An 18,284-nucleotide genomic window follows, 5' to 3' on the forward strand; every position below is an offset into this window, starting at 1 on the left:
TCTCTTTGCGCCGATGGTACTGCCTTCATGGTGGGGGTGGGAGAGTAGGTTGCTGCCGCATTTTTTGTTGGTGGGGGTGTGGCCCGTTTGTTCGGGTTGCGCCCCCGCCTTTTTTTATGCCCGAAAACAGCGGGCGGAGCCGAAGAGAAGCTGTGTGCGCGAACCCGCCGCCACCTGCACTTTCACTTCGTGGGTGTTGTATCGTGTTCGTAATCGGACCGACGGTGATCACCGGCTCGTCACGTCTAGCCACTGACGATGCGGGGGGCACAGCCATGTTTTCGTCGGTTACTTTCTGTCATGTTGCGAATACTGATCCGCGTTCCGGCTGCGTGCCGGAGATCGCGTCAAGAAGGGAATCAGGTGCACGTTCAGGCGCCGATGCGCGGCGTTATCTGGGAGCTGGTCGGCGGTACGGACCGACCGCTTGAGCGGCATGGATCCATCGGTCTCTCGCCGATGGCACGCACTGCGGGGTCGGTCGCGACCGCAGCCTGCGCTTCCGTACAGAGCAGATGAGCCCTCCCGGTCCGCTGCCACCCGTGCCGGAGCGCCGGAGTTCGCCGCGTCGGTGACCGGCTGAACAGCCAAGCGTGGTCAAGGCACGGGGTCCGGTCCGGAAACCGTTCTTCCCCCAGGGGCCGTCCCCGGTCTTGTGGGCTGCCGCCGGATCTCAGTGGTGACGAGGCGTTCATCGCCGCGGTCCGGCGGCAGGACGGGCGATTCCGGCACCGCATGCGGGTAGAGTGAGAGACCTGGGATGAAACAACGCGCTGCTACCGACGAGTGGCAGCGCTTTTGACTGTTTACGGACGGAAGCATGACTGACGACAGCCGCGGGAGCCGCAACGGCTCGGGACCACGCAACTCTGGAGGCGGCCATCGTTCCGGTGGTCCGAGCGGCGGCGGCCGAGGCGCGGGCAACGGGGGGCGGCCCCGGTCCGGCGGCGGTCGTTCTGGAGGCTTCCGCGGCGGCCGTGACGGCGGTCGAGAGGGAGGGCGCGACGGCGGTCGCGGCTTCGGCCAGTCTGGCCGTGGCGGCGGTTCCGGCCGCCGCGACGACGGCGGCGCAGGCGCCGGACGTCCTCGCGGAGAAGGCGGCGGGCGGCGCGACGAAGGCCGCGGCGACCGGGAGTTCCGCGGTGGCGGCCGTGACGGCCGTGCGGGGGACCGCCGCTCCGGCGGACGCCCCGACCGGGACCGGGGCGACGCCCGCGGCCGGCCCCAGCGCGGTCCGGGCGGCGGCCAGGGCGGCGCGCGCTCTGGCTCTCAGCAGCGGGGGCCCCGTGAAGGCGCCCCCCAGCTCCCCGACGACGTCGCGTTCAGTGAGCTTTCCCCGGAGGTCCGCAGGGAGCTGAACAGCCTGCCCAAGTCGTTGGCCGAGATCGTGGGCCGACACCTGGCCGCGGCCGCCCGGCTCCTGGAGGACGAGCCCGAACGAGCCTATGAGCACGCCTCCTTCGCCCGGCGCAGGGCCTCGCGCCTGGGCGTGGTGCGGGAGGCCGCAGGCATCTCCGCCTACACCGTCGGCAAATGGCAGGAGGCCCTCTCGGATCTGAGAGCGGCCCGCCGGATGACCGGCCGCGACAACTTCCTGGCGATGATCGCCGACTGCGAGCGCGGTCTCGGCCGGCCGGAGAGGGCGCTGGAGATCGCCCGCGAACCGGAGGCCGACGACCTTCCCGTGGAGGACCGCGTCGAGCTGCGCATCGTCGCGGCCGGCGCCCGGCACGACCTCGGGCAGCCCGAGGCCGCCGTGGTCGAGCTGCAGATCCCCGAGCTGAAGGAGCGGCGGGCCCGCCCGTGGGTCGCCCGCCTCTTCTACGCCTACGCCGACGCCGTCCTCGCGTGCGGCCGCCGGAAGGACGCCCGCGAGTACTTCGCGCGCGCCTCGGCGGTGGACCGCGAAGGACTGACCGACGCCGACGAGCGGCTCGCGGAGTTGGAGGGTGTCGAGATCGTCGACATCGGTGAGGACGTCGTCTGGACCGACGCCGAGGACCCCTTCGCCGACGACGGCGAGGAGTTCGAGGAGCAGGAGCCGGAGGAGCCGCGTCCACCCCGCCGTGCGGATCAGGCCACCGCGCCCGCGACCGCTCCGGCACCTGAGGACCACGCGCCCCCGTCCCCGCCCGAACCGGGGGAGCCCGGCGCCGCTGAGGACAGCGGCGCCGAGGAGGCCGCGGACGGGCTCCACGGGGCCCCGGGGAGCGGCTCCGAGCGCTGACCGGGCGCTGCCGCCGTCACCGCGTGGGCGCCGGCCGGTCCCGCCCTCCCCGCGCCTCCGCCCGTGGAACGGCGCTGACGGCGCCGACTCCGCCTACTTCCCGAAGCCGGCTGCGCTCGCCCGGTCATCTGCCCCCACCGGGCGCAGGGAGCCGATCGGCGACGCCGCTTGGCCGGTCGAGGACGTACCCGGTTCGGACGCCGTCAGCACCTGCCTGCGCGAGCCGGCAGTGCTCGGCGGCCTGAACCCGTCCGGTGACCTCGAGGTTCTCGCCGTCCTCCGGCGGAGTCCGGACGACGTCCGGCGGCGCGCACCGTCCGACGGGCTCGGGCTCCCGGTTCCCCGGGGGCGCACGCCCCGTAGAACCGGCGGTCCGGCGGTCGCGGTCCGGTCGCGGCTCCTCCCGCGGTGCTGCCCGCCGTCTGCCCCTGCGCGGCCGTTCAGTCCGTCAGCTCTCCCACGGCCACTGCCACGTCGTTGACGACCCGGATGCGGTGGTTGTGCGTGTCGGCGATGTAGAGATCCCCGCCGGCGCTGATCGCGAGGCCGCCGGGGGAGTCCAGGGCCGCCTGCCGGGCGGGTCCCCCGTCGCCGCTGAAGCCGTGGGCCCCGGTGCCGGCGACGACGACCGGCTGCCGGCGGCCCGGCACGTAGGCGAGGACGCGGTTCCTCGCGCCGTCGGCCGCGTAAAGCGTGCCGCTCTCGGGCGCGACCGCGAGCGCCTGCGGGTTCCTCGGCAGATCCGGGTTCCACGCCGGGCCGACGGTGTGGTCGTAGCCGTCGATCTTGCGCAGGCCCAGCGTGGCGTCGACGAAGTAGACGGATCCGTCGTCGCCGACGGTCAGCCGTCCGAGATCGCCGAACTCGCCGTCCGGCGGGGTGCCGCCCTCCCAGGAGCCGGCGTCGGGGGCCGCGGCGCCGTTGCCGGCCACCACGCGGATGTGTTCGGCGTCGGGGTGCCCGGTGTCGCGCCCCCGGTGCGGTCCGACCGCGACGACGCGGCCGTTGCCGCTGTCGGCGATGTAGAGGGTGTCGTCGGGTCCGACGGCGACGCCCGAAGGCCACCACAGCCCGCGCAGGCGTTCGGCCTCGCGCTCGCGCATGTCGATCGCCGTGCCGTCGTCGCGGCCCGCCAGGATCTCGATCGAACCGTCCGTGAGGTCGACCGCGGCCACCTGGTTCTCCAGCATCGCCGCGATGTAGAGGGTGTCGCCGTAGGCGTCGACCGCGAGGTCGGTGACCTCGGGCAGCGCCACCTCCGTGGCGCTCTCCGCTCCGGCCCAGTCGCGGCTGCCGCCGCCGGCGACGGTGTTGACGGTGCCGCTGTCGGGGTCGACGCTGCGGACCCGGTTGTTGTCCGTGTCGGCGATGTAGAGCGTGCCGTCGGCGGAGAACGCCAAGGCGCGGGGCGCGTTCAGCCGGGCCGATCGGGCGTCGCCGGCATCGCCTCCGTACCCGCCTTCGAGCCACCCGGTCTGCCCGCTGCCCACGACGGTGTCGATGGTGCCGGGCTCGTCGGACTCGGTCGGCGCCCCGCAGCCCGCCGGCGCGAGGGCGAGGGCCGCGAGCGCCAGCGCGCGGATCCGGCGGCGCGCACCGGCGCGCACCGCGCCGGACCCGCTGCGGGAGCGGGCGGCCGACCGGCCGAGGGGCATCGGCGGATCCTCCGGGGAGAGGCGCACAGGCGAACGGGGCGGATCAAGGTCAAAGTACCCGGATCCGGTCCGGCCATTCCACCGGGAGGCGCTGCCGGCACGGGTGCCGCGCCGGTCGTGCGCGCGCAGAGTGCGCCGAGTCCACCGGCGGGGCGGCCACCCGTGTGCGGTCTCAGCCGCTGTGCGCCTCTGCGCTGTCAAGGACCCCGTTGCGCTGGTAGTGCGCGCTGCGCCAGCCGAGCATGCCGGCGGAGAGCAGGGTCGCGGCCAGCGACGCGAACAGCACACCGCCCTTGGCGTTGTCCAGCATCGCCTCCGCGCCCGGGTAGGCCAGCTCGGTGATGAGCAGCGAGACGGTGAATCCGATCCCCGCCAGCACTGACATGCCTGCGAGGTCCCACCAGCTCAGCGTCGGGTTGAGCTCCGCCCGGGTCAGCTTCGTCGTGAGCCAGGCGCCGCCGAGGATGCCGACGAGCTTGCCGACCACCAGACCGAAGAAGACGCCCAGGGCGACGGTGTCGGTGATCATCCTCCCGAGTTCGCCGAGCGCCACGCCCGCCGACATCAGGGCGAAGATCGGCAGCGCCAGGGCCGTCGACCAGGGGCGCAGCATGTGCTCGGCCCGATGCAGGGGCGACTCGCGCTCGCCCGCGGCGGTGGAACTGCGCATCAGCATGCCCATGGCGACGCCCGCGATCGTGGCGTGGACGCCGCTCTCGTGCATCAGCGCCCAGATCGCCAGCGCCAGCGGCACGTACACGACCCAGTTGGGCACGGGCGAGCGGTCGAGGGCGCCGGCGGGCCCGCGTCCGCGCTGGAGGTAGCCGAACACGCCGAGGAGCCCCAGGGAGCCCAGGAGCGCCGGGAAGTGCAGTTCGTCGGTGTAGAAGACGGCGATGACCATGATCGCGCCGAGGTCGTCGACGATGGCCAGGGTGAGCAGGAACGTGCGCAGCGCCGGCGGCAGATGGCGGCCGATGATCGCCAGGACGGCCAGCGCGAACGCGATGTCGGTGGCCATCGGGATGCCCCAGCCCGAGAGGCCCGCGGGCTCGGCGGCGTTCACGCCGACGAAGATCAGCGCCGGAACGGCCATCCCTCCCGCGGCGGCGACGATGGGCAGCATGGCCCGGCGCGGGTTGCGCAGCTCGCCGTGGACGAACTCCTGCTTGAGCTCGGCGCCGATGATGAAGAAGAACAGGGCCAGGATTCCGTCGGCGGCCCAGTGCTCGATGGTCAGATCCAGGTGCAGCGGCGCCGAGGGGCCGACGGTGTAGCCCCGGATGGTCTCGTAGAGCTCCGCCCACGGGGAGTTGGCCCAGACGAGCGCCACCAGGGCCGCGCCTATGAGCAGGAAGCCTCCGACGGAGTCCTTGCGAAGGGCGTCGGCGAGCGCGTTCGCGCCCGTCTTGGTCACCATGGTCGAACTCCCGAGTCGTCAGTACGCGTTGCAGTACATCGCCGACCAGACTTCCCGGCACACCATGCGTGTCTCTTCTCGACTTCGCCTGGACAACCTTGCCGTATGGCGAGGGATCTGTCCAAGTCGTCCCAGCTCACGCAGTATCGAAAAGCGCGGGTGAACAGGGAGTTCCTGAATTCTAGGAGAATACGGTTACACCGCACCGCCCGGGGCCGCCCCCGGAGGGCGGGCGGGTCCGCACCGCCAGCCACCGCCGAGGTAGCCAGCCATGACGCAGCAACCGCCGCTGAACGGCGCCGCCGTGCACCTGGGCCGGCTACCCGCCGCCCACGACTCCGTGGTGTGCCTGCTGTTCGACGGCGCGCGGCCGGTCCTGGTGCGCCACAGCAGGCGCGCCTGGGAGTTCCCCGGCGGCCACGCCGAGGCGGGCGAGGACGTCGAGACCACCGCCCGCAGGGAGGCGCGCGAAGAGGCCGGCGCCGAGCTCGGCGAGGTCCACGTCGACGGCTACTACGTCCTGGCCGGCGGACACACCACGGTCGTCACGCACGCGCCGGTGGCGGCGCGACGGCCGCTGGACGGCGCGTTCGAGACCGACGAGGTCCGCGCGTTCGACGTCCTGCCCGCTGAGCTGTCCTGGGACGACGGGATCTACGCCTACCTGCTGCGCGAGCTGGGGCTGCCCGGCGCGCCGTGAGCGGCCGCGGCGCCGAAGCGGAGTCCGGGGCGGCGCCGCGGCCGCGGGAGCGCACCGCGAGCCGGCTGTGCGGACGCCCCGCGACCCCCGCGGCTCAGCCGCGTCCGGAGTCCCCTCCGGCCTCTCCGGCGCTTCCGGTCTCGGCCGCCTCGCGCTGGTCGGCGGCGACCCGGTCGAGCCAGTGCGCGATGCCGGAGACGTTGCCGTGCACCCCGCTGAGGACCTCCATGACCTCGGCTGAGTCCGCGGAGAGGGTGTCGGGTGCGGGTGCGTAGCGGTCGCGGACCTGCTCGCGGACCATGGCCACCGCGTGGTCCAGGTCGGGGGAGTCGGCCCGTGCTCCGCGCACCGCCTCCACCCACACCCGCAGCTCCTCCTCGGCGGCCGCCAGCGTCTCGCCGACCGCATCGACCGCGCCGAAGTGCGAGAACATCAGCCGCTGCGCCCCGATGCCGTCGAACAGCCGCAGCGACGCCAGCGCCGCCTCCAGGTCGAAGTCCGGCGGCGGGGTCGCGGGACGCACGTCGCCGGTGGCGGGGTTGTAGACGCCCAGGGCGTCGCCCACGTACAGGTCGCCGGTGGCGGAGTCGACCAGGCCCATGTGGTGCTTGGCGTGGCCGGGCGTGTAGTGGCTGACCAGGCGCCGGCCGCCGCCCAGGTCCACCTCGCCGGTCTCGGCGACCGAGCGGATGCGGGCGGCGTCGGTGGGGCGCAGGTCGCCGAAGAGGACGTCGAGCCGGTCGCCCCAGACCATGCGGGCGCTGCGCATCAGCCGCGAGGGGTCGGCGAGGTGCCGGGCGCCGCGTTCGTGGACGACGATCTCGGCGTCGGGGAACATCGCCGCGATGTCGCCGACCCCGCCCGCGTGGTCGAGGTGGATGTGCGTGACGACGACGGTCGCCAGGTCGCGGACGCCGATCCCGAGCGCTTTCAGCGCGTCCCGCAGCACCGGGGCGGACCCCGCGGTGCCCACCTCGACGACGCACGGCCGCTCGGTGCGGAGCAGGTAGCTGGAGGTGATTCCGGGATAGCCCGCCATCAGGGTGTCGATTGCGAAGATGTCGTCGCCCAGGGGGGTGATCCCGCCGGGCAGTGCGTTGAGGTCCACGTCGTCGTGCACCTGGCGTCTCCTTCCGCTCGCGAACGGCGGCCCGCCGCACGGGCCGACGCGGGTCCTCGGACCCGGTCCGTGCGAGCGCGCGGATCCCTTTGCGCAGGCCCGGCCGGGTGTCCGGTGCCGAATCTAGTTCACCGGCGGTCGGCCCGAACCGGTCGGGGGCGGCCGCAGACCGCCGGGAACGGCTGTGCCGGCCCGTGCCAGGGCGCGGCGCCCGAGCGCGGCCGGAAGGCAGCGCGCGCGGCCCGCCGCGCGTACCCGACCCGGTGGGCGATCGCGGCCAGGGTGGCGTCGGTCTCCTTGAGTAGACGGGCGCCCCGACTGAGGCGCCAGCGGTTGGCTCATCGGCGGCCGGCCCACCACCGCCGCCCACCACCGCGGTGAAGCGCTGCGAGAACGCCGCGCGGGACATCCCCGCGGCCTCGCTGAGCCGGCTCACCGTCCACTGCCGCTGAGGGGCCTCATGGATCTCCCGCAAGGCGGCGGCGATCGCCGGGTCGTCGCTTTTCGGCCACCCGGCCGCGCCGTCCTGTTCGCGATGACGGTGCTCGGCCCGGTGGCGGGTGCCGCCCGGGGCGCGTTCGACGGGACCGACGCTGTCGCCTCGTACCGCAAGCCGTTCCTCGGCGCCTACTCCCCGGATGGGGAGGTTCCCCGGGGGCCGGCTCTGGTCGGCGGAGGCGGCCCACCTCGTGAACCGCGGCGAGAGCACCATGCTCGCCGTCGCCGGGGAGGCGGACGCATGCCGGGCGGGACTGCCGGGCCGCGGTCGAGCGGATGCTCGACCTGCACGGCGCGAGCGGCTTCGACAACGCGAACGTGCTCCAGCGGTGTTGGCGAGACGTCGCCGTCGGCAGCCGCCATCCCCACCTGCCCCCCTACCTCGCGGCCGAGACCTTCGGCACGGGGCTTGCCGCAGCGGCGTGAGACTCGCCTGGAGCAGTCCGCCGGACACCGCTTTTGGGGGCGTAGTGGACGGACGTGGCGGACGGGAACCCGGTCCGGCTGCGTGAATTGCGGTGTGCTCGGCCGGTTCACGCAGGTCCCGGACCCCGCGGCGAGGACGGGCCCCGATCCGGTCCGACGCGACGCGTTCGCCTCGGACGGCGACGCGCACGAGGCCGACGCGCGTGGACCTCACCGGACGCCCCACCGAGTCCGATCGCGCGCCTGCACCGATATGCGGACCCCTCCTCGAAGCGGGTTTTCCACAGGAAGCGAATCGCGCTTTCCGCCGGGGGTGTGCGCGCCGGATTCTGGACGTGCCCGGCCGGTCCGCCCCGGCGGCCCGGCCGCCGCAGCGGACCTTCGACGCTCCAACGCAGGGAGGAACCATGCCTGACACGACCGCCACCACGGCCGCCACCCCGGTACCCGCGACCGTTCCCGCCGAACCGGCCGCCGCCGGCGGCCCCGGCACCGGACGCTCCGCCAAGACGGCGCCTGCTCGCAGGGCGGCCGGCGGGGCGGCCGGCAGGACTGCCCGCGGGAGCGGGCGCGAGCCCGGCCACCGCAACGAGGTCGTCGTCGCCGGACGCATCACCGCCGAGCCCTGCGTCCGCGAGCTCGCCAGCGGCGACCGCCTGACGACCTGGCGGGTCTCGATCGCCCGCGCTCCCGCGCAGCAGCGCCCCAACCAGGCGGCCGATCCCATCACCTGCGTCAGCTTCCAGGAGGCCGTCGAGGAGCGCACCCGCGAGTGGCGGCTCGGCGACGTCGTCCAGGTCAGCGGCGCGCTCCGCCGGCGCTTCTGGCGGTCGCCGAAGGGTTCGGCCAGCGTCGTGGAGATCGAGGCCCGCACCGTCCAGCGCATCAGCCGCTGCCCCGACCCCGCCGCCTCGGCAAAACCCTCCCAGAGCTGACACCGAGTTGGCCCCTGCCCCGGGCACCCGGTGCCCGGGGCAGGGGCGGGCCGCGGTCGGCGATTCCCGGAGCGGCTGCCGTGCGCGCCGGACGCTGATGGCCGGACCGGCCGGGGCGCCTCTGCGGGGAACAGCGGGCGGGCCAGGCCCCGTGCCGGCGGCGACGAGGCCGCTGCGCGAGGTGCGGCTCGCGCAGCGGCGCGCCGCGGATTTCCGTCGCGGCGGTCCGCCGGTGGTGCGGACCGCGTCGGAGGGCGCCCCGTTCGCGCGGGGGCGAGCCCCTTCGTCCGCCGGGGCCCGTGCGGCGCCCGGGCACGTGCAGCCGCCCGGAAAGCGGAAAGCGGAGTCCGGTCCGGGGGAGGGGCCCGGAGGCCCGTCTCAGGCTTCGTCCGGGAGTCCCAGTTCGGCGAGGGCGTCGTCGGCGAGGTCCTGCCGAGGCGCGGAATCCGGATGGGCGGCCCATGCGCACGCGCACACGGCGCGCAGGCCGTCGAGGCGCCCGCCCCGACCCGACAGGCGGAGCCGGTCCTTGCGCAGCTCGGCGGTCCACCCGCCGCACACCGCTCGACCGGGCTCGGTACGGACCGCGGGATGGGTCTGGTTCAGGCCCGACAGGTCCCAGGCGAGATAGGCGGGGCGGTGCTTCGGGGAGGCGGCCACGGCTCGGGCGGGCGTCGTCACGCCGGAGAAGACCAGCAGGCTCGCGACACCGCGCACGGCGGCGCTCTCGACGTCGGTGTCGAGCCTGTCGCCCACCACCAGCGGAGTCTGCGCACCGGTGCGCAGCACGCCCTCCTCGTGCAGCGGCCGCTGCGGTTTGCCCGCCACCAGCGGCTCCTGGCCGGTGGCGTGGGCAATCACCCGGGTGGCCGCTCCGTTGCCCGGCTGAACGCCGAAGTCCAGGGGCGCGGTCGCGTCGCCGTTGGTGGACACGAACAGCGCGCCCGCGGCCACTGCGAGGGCGCCCTGGACCATCAGGTCGTAGTTCAACCGGGGGGAGTAGCCCTGAACCACGGCAGCCGGCCGGTCCGAGGCCACCGACACCGGACGCAGGCCGTGTCGGCGCAGCGCCAAGCGCAGCCCCGTGTCCCCCACGACCAGAACCGCCGAACCGGCCGGGACGTGCTCGGCGATCAGCCGCGCGGCGGCGTCCGAGGAGGTGACCACGTCCTGCGGCGCGGCGGCGACGCCCATCCCGCTGAGCCGCTCTGCGACGCGCGCCGGTGTGCGCGCGGCGTTGTTCGTCACGAACGCCACCCGCATGCCGGCCGCCCGCGCCTTGTCGACGGCCTCGGGCGCGGCGGGCACGGCGCGGGAGCCGACGTAGACGACCCCGTCGAGGTCGAGCAGGGCCGCGTCGTACAGCTCGTTCAGCGGCCTCTCGGCGCTGAGCAGGGTCGTACCCTCGGTCATCTGACTCCTTCGTGGTCGCCCCGCCTGCGGGCGGGTGCGGGACCGGTTCCGGCGGGGCGGCTGCCGGATCCGGCGGTCCGGCGTCCGGCCGAGCGCGACGCGGTGGACGCGCCCCGCGAGCCGCCGCCCTGTCCCATCCGGCCGGCAGCATCGCGGACGGGACGCCGCGAGGCCTCGGGGTCTCGCAGCCGGAGCCGCGTTCCAGACCGATCGGCCCGGTCCGGCCGGACGGCGCGGGCACCCTCCGCACGCCGGTCCCGCCCGCGGACGGGCGGCGCCTGCCCCCGGCTCCCACCTTAGCCAGGGCGCCGCCCAGGGCTGGGTGTCGGCCCGTATCACGCCGCTGGTTTGGCAGCCGGCAGACCGGTGGACCCAAGTGCCGCCCGGTCGCTGCGGGCGCCGGCTTGTCCATGGTGGACTGCGGGGCCCCTGCCTCGCCTGTGGGCCGTGGCCGCGGATCGGCCACCCGGGGAAACGGCCCCCGGCCGCGCCGCCCGTGCGGCCGCCTCGGCGCTGCGGCGCCGCAATGCCGGCGGCACCGGCGTCCGGCGGTCGTGGGCGACGCCGCGCCGATCCGGACGGGCCGGCCCCTGATCGGCGACCCCCTCCTGTCCGAGGAGGACGGTGACCGCCGGCTACGGCACCGCGCACCATGGCGTCCGTTGCCTTCACCTGCTTCGGTGAGCTGGTGGGCGCCGCCGTCTCGGTGGTCGTTGCAGTCGGCCCGCCGCTTGGTCGCGGGATCAGCTGAAGCCCGTCCCCCCGGTGCGCAGGACGAGGCCGGTGCGGGGCTTGGGGCCGAAGGACGTCGTCTTGCGCGGTGTCAGCTCGCCGCCGGCGGCGACGGCGTAGACGTCCTTCACCGGGACGGGGCCCAGCAGGACCGCGGTGTCGGTGTCCGGCCGTGCCGCGGCAACCGCGGCCGCGGGGTCGTCGTGCACGAGGTCGACGTCGTCCTCGCCCAGCCCCCACACCCCCATCAGGAACTGCAGGGCGGCGGTGGGCAGCGCACGCCAGCCGGGGGAGCGGTCGGGATAGGCCGCGGCCATCCGCGCGGGGTCGACACGGAGCAGGAACCGCTGCCCGCGGGACGGGTCGGCCAGCACCAGCGCAGGGCCGTCGGCGTCGGCCGGCAGAGCGCCCCGCCGGCCGCCGCGGCCGGTGCCGGGTGCCCCGCGGCGTCCCCGTGCAGCGGCACGGCTTCGGCCACGGCGGAGGCCGCCGCCACCGCGGCCTCCGTGGCCAGTCCGCGCAGGACCCGGTGGATGGCCCCCAGGTGGGGCGGCGAGGAGTCTGAGTCCACCAGCAGCGCGAGTCCGTGGTCCCAGGGTCCCGGTCCGTGGCGGCGGGCCTTGAGCCGCTGGTAGGCGGCGTAGCGGTGGTGCCCGTCGGCGATGAGCGCGGTGCGGGCGGCCAGGTCTGCGGCGATCTCGCCGTGCAGCCCGGTGTCGGTGACGGCCCACAGCCGGTGGGCGGCCCCGTCCGCGGTCGCGGTGTCCACGATCGGGTGCGGCCAGGTGCCGGCCACCGTGTCGGTGATGCGTGCGGCGGCTCCGGTGCCGCCGCGGTACAGGAGCAGGATCGGTTCCAGGTTGGCCTGGGTGGCGGCCATGAGCCGCGCGCGGTCGAAGACCGGGCCGGGTGCGACGTGCTCGTGCGGCCGCACGACCGGGCTCGACGGGTCGGGCAGCCGCAGCGCTCCGATCAGCCCGCGCTGGCGCTCGCCGCCGGGCAGGGACTGCTCGTAGACGTAGACGGCCGGTTGCCGGTCGCGCACCAGGATGCCGTCGGCGAGCCAGCGGCGCAGCGTCCGCGCGGCGGCGGCGTAGCGGTCGGCGGCGGTGATGGGCGGGCCCGACCCCGGCCGCTGGCCCACGGTGACCGGCGGCACGGTCAGCCGCGCGGCGTTGTGCGGTTCCGCGCGGGTCAGGTCCGCGAAGGAGGCCGCGTCCAGCACGTCGTAGGGCGGCGCCAGCACCCGGGCGATGTCGAAGTCGGGGGAGTCGAGCATCCGGCCCGCGTCGGGGTCGGCGTAGCGCACCCCGCGCAGCGGCGCCAGTTCGAGGGCGTCCGCGCCCCTGTGTGTCCGCACGCTGGCACGATACCCGTCCGCGTGCGGCGTCTCCGCCGCCCGCGGGAAGCGCGCGGGAGCGGCCGGTGCCGGCCGGCGGCGCAAGCTTCGGCGGCCGTGGCCCCCTGGGGCCGCACCTATGTGCCGCCTCGGCGCCCGCAGCGGCGAGCAGCCGATTGCGGGCCGCCGCTTGCAGGCCACCGGGGACTCGGGCGACGGCGCTGCGGTGTCCACGGGGACCGGGAACGACCGCCCTCGATCGAGAAGGACGGTCCGACGGTCACAGGAGCTTGCGCAGCCGCATCAGGTCGCCGAAGCTGGCGTCCAGCTTGACCCGGCCGCCGAACATGGCCTTGGCGAAGTCCAGCCGGTCCTCGGACAGCGCCACGAGGTCGTCGCTGGAGACGCTGATCCCCACCTGGGCGCGCCGCGCGGCCGCGTCGGTCCCGCGTTCGACCACGTCCTGCAGTCCGTCCTCGGTCAGCCGCATGTCGAAGACGGCGTCCAGGTCGGTGACCGTGAGACTGACGGTCCGCTCGGCGATGTGCTTGCGCCGGTCGGCGGGGTCGACCTCCATGATGCGCTCCGAGACCTTGCCGACCGCCGCGCGGCACTCTTCAAGACTGGCCATGGGCCCAATGATGCCTTACCGCCCGTGCCCGGGCGCCGTCGTGCGCTTTCGCGCCCCCGAGGGTGCGCGGGCGTCGGGAAGGCCGCTCGACCCTGCGAAGTCGCGCCCGTAGAGGCCGCACGCCCGGTAGCGTTTACGGCTGCGTCCCACTCCGCTGTGGAACCGCCGATTCTTCCGCTTCTCAGGCATCAGCAAGGAGCAAGCCACCATGCTCGTCGACGCGGTGCGCGCCTATTTCGAAGCCGTCAACGGACTCACCGAGCTGACCCGCAAACGCGCTGTCGCCGCGGCCAAAGTCATCCTCAAGGCGGGCGAGGAGCGTCCCGCCTCCGCGGCGCCGCCCGGCGGGCCGTCCGCGGCGGGGGAGCCCGCCGAAGGCGGACCGCGCGCGGGCTCTCCCATCCAGTCGCTGGCCGGCGAGCTGATCGAGACCGCCGATGCCAACCGCGACGCGCTGAACTCGCTGGTCAGCAGCGAGGTGGAGCGCGCCCTGGAGCGCATGGAGCTCGTCAGCCGCGCCGACTACGACCGCCTGGCCCGCCGCGTCGCCGAGCTGGAGCGTCGCCTGGCCGCCCAGCGCGCGCAGCCGCGGCCCGTCCCGCTGCAGCCCGCCGTGCAGCCCGCTGTGCAGGCCCGCGCGGAGGCCGCCGCGCCGGCGCCGGAGCCGCAGCCGCAGCCGGGCACAGACTCGGCGACCGCGGCACCCGCGGAAAGCGCCGAGGAGGAGGCGGCGCGGGCCGCGGCGGATGCCGAGAACGCCGCACCGGCCGTTGAACCGGCGGAGGAGGCTCCCGCGGACGGCGGCGCGTCGGCCACCTCCTCCGGCTCCGGCGATGCCGCGCAGTCCACCGGCGAAGGCGCGCCCTCGCCGGCCGACGGCGCCGAGGCGGAGGCAGCCGACGGTGACGGAGGCGAAGGCGGCGAGCCCGGTTCCTCGGCGCGCAGTAGCGGTTCGGAAAACGGGCAGGCCGCCAAGAAGAAGCCGTCGTCCACCGCAAAGGGCCAGCAGCGCTCCACAAAGGCCAAGGCCGGTTCCGGCCGCGGCGGGACCGCCACCAAGACCAGCGGCGCTAAGCGCACCGGCAGCCGTGGTAAGAACAGCACGAAGAACGACCAATAGCCACAGCACGGCCGGAATCGCACAATAGGACCGGTGCCGCGGCAGCGCGTCGGCTCCGCGGCGGCAGCACGGCAATGCGCGCACAGATGAAGGGCGGCGCGGAAGTGACGGACGCAACCCCCCTGGCCCACACGGAAAAGGCCGGAGACGCACACGCGGCCACTGAGGAACAGCAGGCGGCGGGAATCGCCGAACGCACCCTGCAGATGGCCCGCGATCGCCTGGCGGCCCTCGACGACATGCCCACCGCCGACCACGTCGCCGTCTTCGACGAACTGCACCAGAAGCTGTCCACCGTCCTCAACGGCCTCGAACAGGACGACGGTCCCCGAGGCTGACGGCCGGTCCCTGTGACCCCGCCGATTGCACGGCGCTCGGCCGCGGGGCCCGTGTGCGCCGGCCGCTCGAGGAGTCCGAGCGGCCGGCCCGCGGAGGCGACCGCGCCCCGTGCCCGCTGCCGCGCCCGGTCCCCGCGGCGCGGTTCAGCCGGCGGCCCGGGAGATGCGCTCGGCGAGCTCGCGGGTGAACTCCACCAGCTGCGGGGGACCCTCGACGGTGTAGGGCACGCCGACCATCGCGACGGTGATCGCGATCCACTCCCACGAGTCGGCGGCGGTCACGAAGCGGCAGGAGTCGGGGCCGACGGCCTCCAAGGAGCCGGCCTCGGCCGTCAGCCGCTCCGAGACACGCTCCACGGGAGCCGCGAACCGCACCACTCCGCGGTGCCGGCTGATCGGGAAGCGTGCGCTGTCCTGCACGAAGCTGACGGCGTCGCCGCTGGGAAGCGCGCGCGGAGCGAACGTGGTGGGCTGCACGGCGAGGTCGGCCATACGGTCGAGCCGGAAGGTGCGCCAGTCCCGGCGGTCGCGGTCCCAGCCCAGCAGGTACCAGCGCCGTCCCAGCAGCACCTGTCGGCAGGGCTCGACGCGGCGCTCGCCGCGGAGGCCGGAGCGGTCGACGTAGGAGAAGCGCACGTGGTTGCGCGCGTGGGCGGCCGTGGCCAACCGCTCCAGGGTGCGCAGGTCGGGGGAGGCGGGGGCGCGGGCGGCGGTCTCGGTCGAGGCGGAGACGGCTTCGACGCGGTACCGCAGCCGGGGCGGCAGCACCTGCTCCAGCTTGGCGAGGGCGTTGCCCGCGGCGTCCGCGGCGTCGGCGACCCCGGCCCACGAGGCCAGGCGCAGCCCGACCACCGCGGCCACCGCCTCTTCGTCGGTGAGAAGCAGCGGCGGTATGGCCCGACCCGCCACGAGCCGGTAGCTGCCCCCCGGCCCGCGCGTGGACTCGACCGGATAGCCCAGGTCGCGCAGCCGGTCGATGTCGCGCCGAAGCGTCCGCGGTGACGCGCCGACGCGTTCGGCCAGCTCCCGCCCCGTCCATGTTCGGCCGCTCTGCAACAGCGACAGCAGCTCCAGCATGCGCCCGCTCGGTCCGCCCATCACACTCCAAGTGTGCGCCGGATTGCGGCCGGAATCCGACCGCAACTCCTCCTACCGTCGCCGCATGGCACACGACCGCATCCGCATCGCCGGTGCTCGCGAGCACAACCTCAAGGACATCGCCGTCGACATCCCCAAGGGCCGCCTGACAGTCGTGACCGGCGTGTCCGGATCGGGCAAGTCGTCGCTGGTGTTCGCCACGATCGCCGCCGAGTCCCAGCGCCAGCTCAACGAGACCTTCACCGCCTTCGCGCGCAACAGGCTGCCCCGCTACGGCCGGCCCGACGTCGACGAGATCGACGACCTGGCGCCGGCGATCGTCGTCGACCAGCGGCGGCTGCGCGGCGACGCCCGCTCGACGGTGGGCACCGCCACCGACATCTACTCGCTGATGCGGCTGCTGTGGTCGCGCGCGGGCCATCCCCGCATCAGCCCGTCCAACCGGTTCTCGTTCAACGACCCCCGGGGCATGTGCCCGCGGTGCGCCGGTCGCGGCACCGTGCGCACCGTCGACGTGGACGAGCTGGTGGATCGCGGCCGCTCGCTCAACGAGGGGGCGATCCGGTTCCCGACGTTCCACGTCGGCGGCTGGATGTGGCGCACCTACGCCGACTCCGGGCTGTTCGACAACGACAAGCCCCTGGCCGACTACACCCCCGCCGAATGGGAGGCGTTCCTGCACGGTGCCGCGGCCGAAGTGCACCTGCCCAGCCGGGGCGGGCCGGTGCCCACCGCCTACGAGGGGCTGCTGCCCCGGTTCGAGCGCATCTGGCTGCCCAAGGACCCGGACGCGCTCAAGCCCAAGGCCCGCGAGGCCTTCGACCGGGTGGTCACCGAGGCCCGGTGCGCGGACTGCCGGGGCGCCCGGCTCTCCCGGGAGGCGTTGTCGAGCAGGATCGACGGGCTCGGCATCGCCGAGGGCGCCGCGATGGAGGCCGAGGAGCTGGCGGAGGCGGTGCGGGGCCTGCGCGCGGGCGACGCCGCCCCCGTGGCCCAGGCGCTCGCGGACCGGTTGGACCACATGGCGGGGATCGGGCTGGGATACCTGTCGATGGACCGTCCCACCTCGACGCTCTCCGGCGGGGAGTCGCAGCGGGTGAAGACCGTCCGCCACCTCGGCAGCAGTTTGACCGGCATGCTCTACATCTTCGACGAGCCCAGTGTGGGCCTGCACCCGCACGACGTCGCCCGGCTCACCCGGCTGCTGGGCCGGCTGCGCGACAAGGGGAACACGGTGCTGGTCGTCGAGCACGACCCCGACGTCGTCGCGGTGGCCGACCACGTCGTGGACATGGGCCCGGGCGCCGGCGAAGCCGGAGGGCGGGTGGTCTACCAGGGCGGAGTGGCGGGGCTGTCCGACGCCGCCACGCCCACCGGCCGGGCGCTGCTCGACCGGCCCGCGCTCAAGACCGCGCCCCGCGGCCCGACGGGCCTGCTGCCGATCCGCGGTGCGGACCGGCACAACCTGCGGGGCGTCGACGTGGACATCCCCCTCGGCGTGCTCACGGCCGTGACCGGTGTCGCCGGCTCGGGCAAGAGCACCCTCGTCCACGGTTACCTGCCCCGGGTCTGCCCGCAGGCCACCGTGATCGACCAGCGCGGCATCAGGGTCTCGCGCCGCTCCAGCCTGGCCACCTACACCGGCGTCCTGGACACCGTCCGCCGGCTGTTCGCCCGCGAGAACGGGGTGAGCGCATCGCTGTTCAGCTCCAACGCCGAGGGCGCCTGCCCGGCGTGTGACGGGCTCGGGCGGATCTACACCGACATGGCGTTCCTGGACCCGGTCGTCAGCTCCTGCGAGGCCTGCGGAGGCACCGGCTACACCGCCGAGGCGCTGCGGTACCGCCTCGGCGGACGCACGGTCGCCGAGGTGCTGGCCCTCAGCGTCCGCCGGGCACTCGACGTGTTCCCGCAGCCCGCGGTGCACGCCGTGCTCGCACGACTGGACGAGGTGGGGCTGGGGTACCTGGCGCTGGGGCGGACCCTGAACACCCTCTCCGGCGGCGAGCGGCAGCGGCTCAAGCTGGCCGACGAGCTGAGCGGCGGCGGGGGCGGCGTCTACGTGTTCGACGAGCCCACGACCGGGCTGCACATGTCCGATACCGCCGACCTCGTCGCACTGCTGAACCGGATGGTCGACGGGGGCGCGACGGTGGTCGTCATCGAGCACGACCTCGACGTGGTCGCCCGGGCCGACTGGATCATCGACCTCGGGCCCGGACCGGGACGCCACGGAGGCGAGGTGGTGTTCCAGGGCACGCCCGCCGGGCTGCTCGCCGAGGCCGGGTCCGAGACCGCGCGGCACCTGAGGCGCGCGGTCGGCACCGCGCAGCCGGCGTAGGCCGGCGGCCGCGGCGGGGGCCGCCGCCCCGCGCGTGTGCGGCACCGGGCGGCGCCGACCGCCGGGCCGGCGCCGCGGCCGGACGCCCCCGGGATCTCGTATGCTTTGCCCTACCGGTGTCGCGCCCTGCGGCGCCGCAGGCGTGTGCCGGCCGGAGGGCTTCCCGCGCGGCACCGCGCGGCCCCGGTCGCGCGTGAGCGGGTGAGTACGCGCCCGCCCGAGGCAGCGGGCGCGCCGCCCCGCCCCGCCGGTGCGGGGAGCGTCCCGCAGATCCCCGAAAGGTGGGTGCAC

General features: G+C 74.9%; 14 protein-coding genes and 1 pseudogene. 7 read left to right on the top strand and 8 right to left on the bottom strand.

What is annotated here, in order from left to right:
* The first annotated feature begins 1,375 nt into the window (after window positions 1–1,375).
* The gene (locus ABD284_RS15740) at window positions 1,376–2,227 is read left to right on the top strand and encodes a tetratricopeptide repeat protein (protein WP_344143975.1); all 852 of its coding nucleotides are present in this window, start codon (window positions 1,376–1,378) and stop codon (window positions 2,225–2,227) included.
* Between the two features lie 440 nt (window positions 2,228–2,667).
* Here the strand turns inward: ABD284_RS15740 and ABD284_RS15745 are convergent, their stop codons facing one another.
* Together ABD284_RS15745 and nhaA are read right to left on the bottom strand one after the other, a co-directional pair.
* Window positions 2,668–3,882, bottom strand: coding sequence for an NHL domain-containing protein (locus ABD284_RS15745; protein ID WP_344143978.1), 1,215 nt, complete (start codon window positions 3,880–3,882; stop codon window positions 2,668–2,670).
* Window positions 3,883–4,054: 172 nt separating this feature from the next.
* The gene (nhaA, locus tag ABD284_RS15750; RefSeq protein WP_344143981.1) at window positions 4,055–5,302 is read right to left on the bottom strand and encodes a Na+/H+ antiporter NhaA; all 1,248 of its coding nucleotides are present in this window, start codon (window positions 5,300–5,302) and stop codon (window positions 4,055–4,057) included.
* 271 nt (window positions 5,303–5,573) lie between these two features.
* On the opposite strand from nhaA, the gene ABD284_RS15755 reads away from it, so the two are divergent.
* Complete coding sequence (locus ABD284_RS15755; RefSeq protein ID WP_344143984.1) at window positions 5,574–6,002, top strand: NUDIX domain-containing protein; 429 nt, start codon at window positions 5,574–5,576, stop codon at window positions 6,000–6,002.
* Between the two features lie 94 nt (window positions 6,003–6,096).
* Here ABD284_RS15755 and ABD284_RS15760 read toward each other — a convergent pair whose 3' ends face one another.
* Window positions 6,097–7,122, bottom strand: a complete 1,026-nt coding sequence (locus ABD284_RS15760; RefSeq protein WP_344143988.1) for an MBL fold metallo-hydrolase — start codon at window positions 7,120–7,122, stop codon at window positions 6,097–6,099.
* Between the two features lie 747 nt (window positions 7,123–7,869).
* Between ABD284_RS15760 and ABD284_RS15765 the strand changes: the two are divergent.
* Window positions 7,870–8,046: pseudogene (locus ABD284_RS15765) on the top strand (hypothetical protein); the annotation flags it as partial.
* A 407-nt stretch (window positions 8,047–8,453) separates the two neighbouring features.
* A complete protein-coding gene (locus ABD284_RS15770; RefSeq protein ID WP_344143991.1) occupies window positions 8,454–8,981 on the top strand; it encodes a single-stranded DNA-binding protein in 528 nt (175 codons plus the stop codon).
* Window positions 8,982–9,359: 378 nt separating this feature from the next.
* On the opposite strand, the gene ABD284_RS15775 is transcribed toward ABD284_RS15770, so the two are convergent.
* The 4 genes from ABD284_RS15775 to ABD284_RS15790 form a co-directional block, all read right to left on the bottom strand.
* Entirely contained in the window at window positions 9,360–10,394 is a 1,035-nt protein-coding gene (locus tag ABD284_RS15775; RefSeq protein ID WP_344143994.1) for an HAD-IIA family hydrolase, read from the bottom strand.
* Between the two features lie 743 nt (window positions 10,395–11,137).
* Window positions 11,138–11,443: a DUF1015 domain-containing protein gene (locus ABD284_RS15780; protein WP_344143997.1), complete on the bottom strand. Its 306-nt coding sequence runs from the start codon at window positions 11,441–11,443 to the stop codon at window positions 11,138–11,140.
* The gene (locus ABD284_RS15785) at window positions 11,374–12,486 is read right to left on the bottom strand and encodes a DUF1015 domain-containing protein (RefSeq protein ID WP_344144000.1); all 1,113 of its coding nucleotides are present in this window, start codon (window positions 12,484–12,486) and stop codon (window positions 11,374–11,376) included. The genes ABD284_RS15780 and ABD284_RS15785 overlap by 70 nt, the downstream gene beginning before the upstream one ends.
* A gap of 259 nt (window positions 12,487–12,745) precedes the next feature.
* Window positions 12,746–13,096: an SCP2 sterol-binding domain-containing protein gene (locus ABD284_RS15790; RefSeq protein WP_344144002.1), complete on the bottom strand. Its 351-nt coding sequence runs from the start codon at window positions 13,094–13,096 to the stop codon at window positions 12,746–12,748.
* A gap of 208 nt (window positions 13,097–13,304) precedes the next feature.
* Here ABD284_RS15790 and ABD284_RS15795 point away from each other — a divergent pair, with 208 nt between their 5' ends.
* On the top strand, window positions 13,305–14,216 hold the full coding sequence (locus tag ABD284_RS15795; RefSeq protein ID WP_344144004.1) for an accessory factor UbiK family protein: 912 nt from the start codon (window positions 13,305–13,307) through the stop codon (window positions 14,214–14,216).
* 104 nt (window positions 14,217–14,320) lie between these two features.
* Window positions 14,321–14,554 (top strand): hypothetical protein, encoded by a 234-nt coding sequence (locus tag ABD284_RS15800; protein WP_344144362.1) that lies wholly within the window; start codon window positions 14,321–14,323, stop codon window positions 14,552–14,554.
* A gap of 144 nt (window positions 14,555–14,698) precedes the next feature.
* Here the strand turns inward: ABD284_RS15800 and ABD284_RS15805 are convergent, their stop codons facing one another.
* A complete protein-coding gene (locus ABD284_RS15805) occupies window positions 14,699–15,652 on the bottom strand; it encodes a helix-turn-helix transcriptional regulator (RefSeq protein ID WP_344144006.1) in 954 nt (317 codons plus the stop codon).
* A gap of 64 nt (window positions 15,653–15,716) precedes the next feature.
* Between ABD284_RS15805 and ABD284_RS15810 the strand changes: the two genes are divergently transcribed.
* Window positions 15,717–17,993 carry an ATP-binding cassette domain-containing protein gene (locus tag ABD284_RS15810; protein ID WP_344144008.1) on the top strand — a complete coding sequence of 759 codons (2,277 nt, stop codon included), beginning with the start codon at window positions 15,717–15,719 and terminating at the stop codon, window positions 17,991–17,993.
* Window positions 17,994–18,284: the final 291 nt, after the last annotated feature.

It is taken from the genome of Streptomonospora arabica, assembly GCF_039531585.1.
GTDB classification, from domain to species: Bacteria; Actinomycetota; Actinomycetes; order Streptosporangiales; family Streptosporangiaceae; genus Streptomonospora; species Streptomonospora halophila.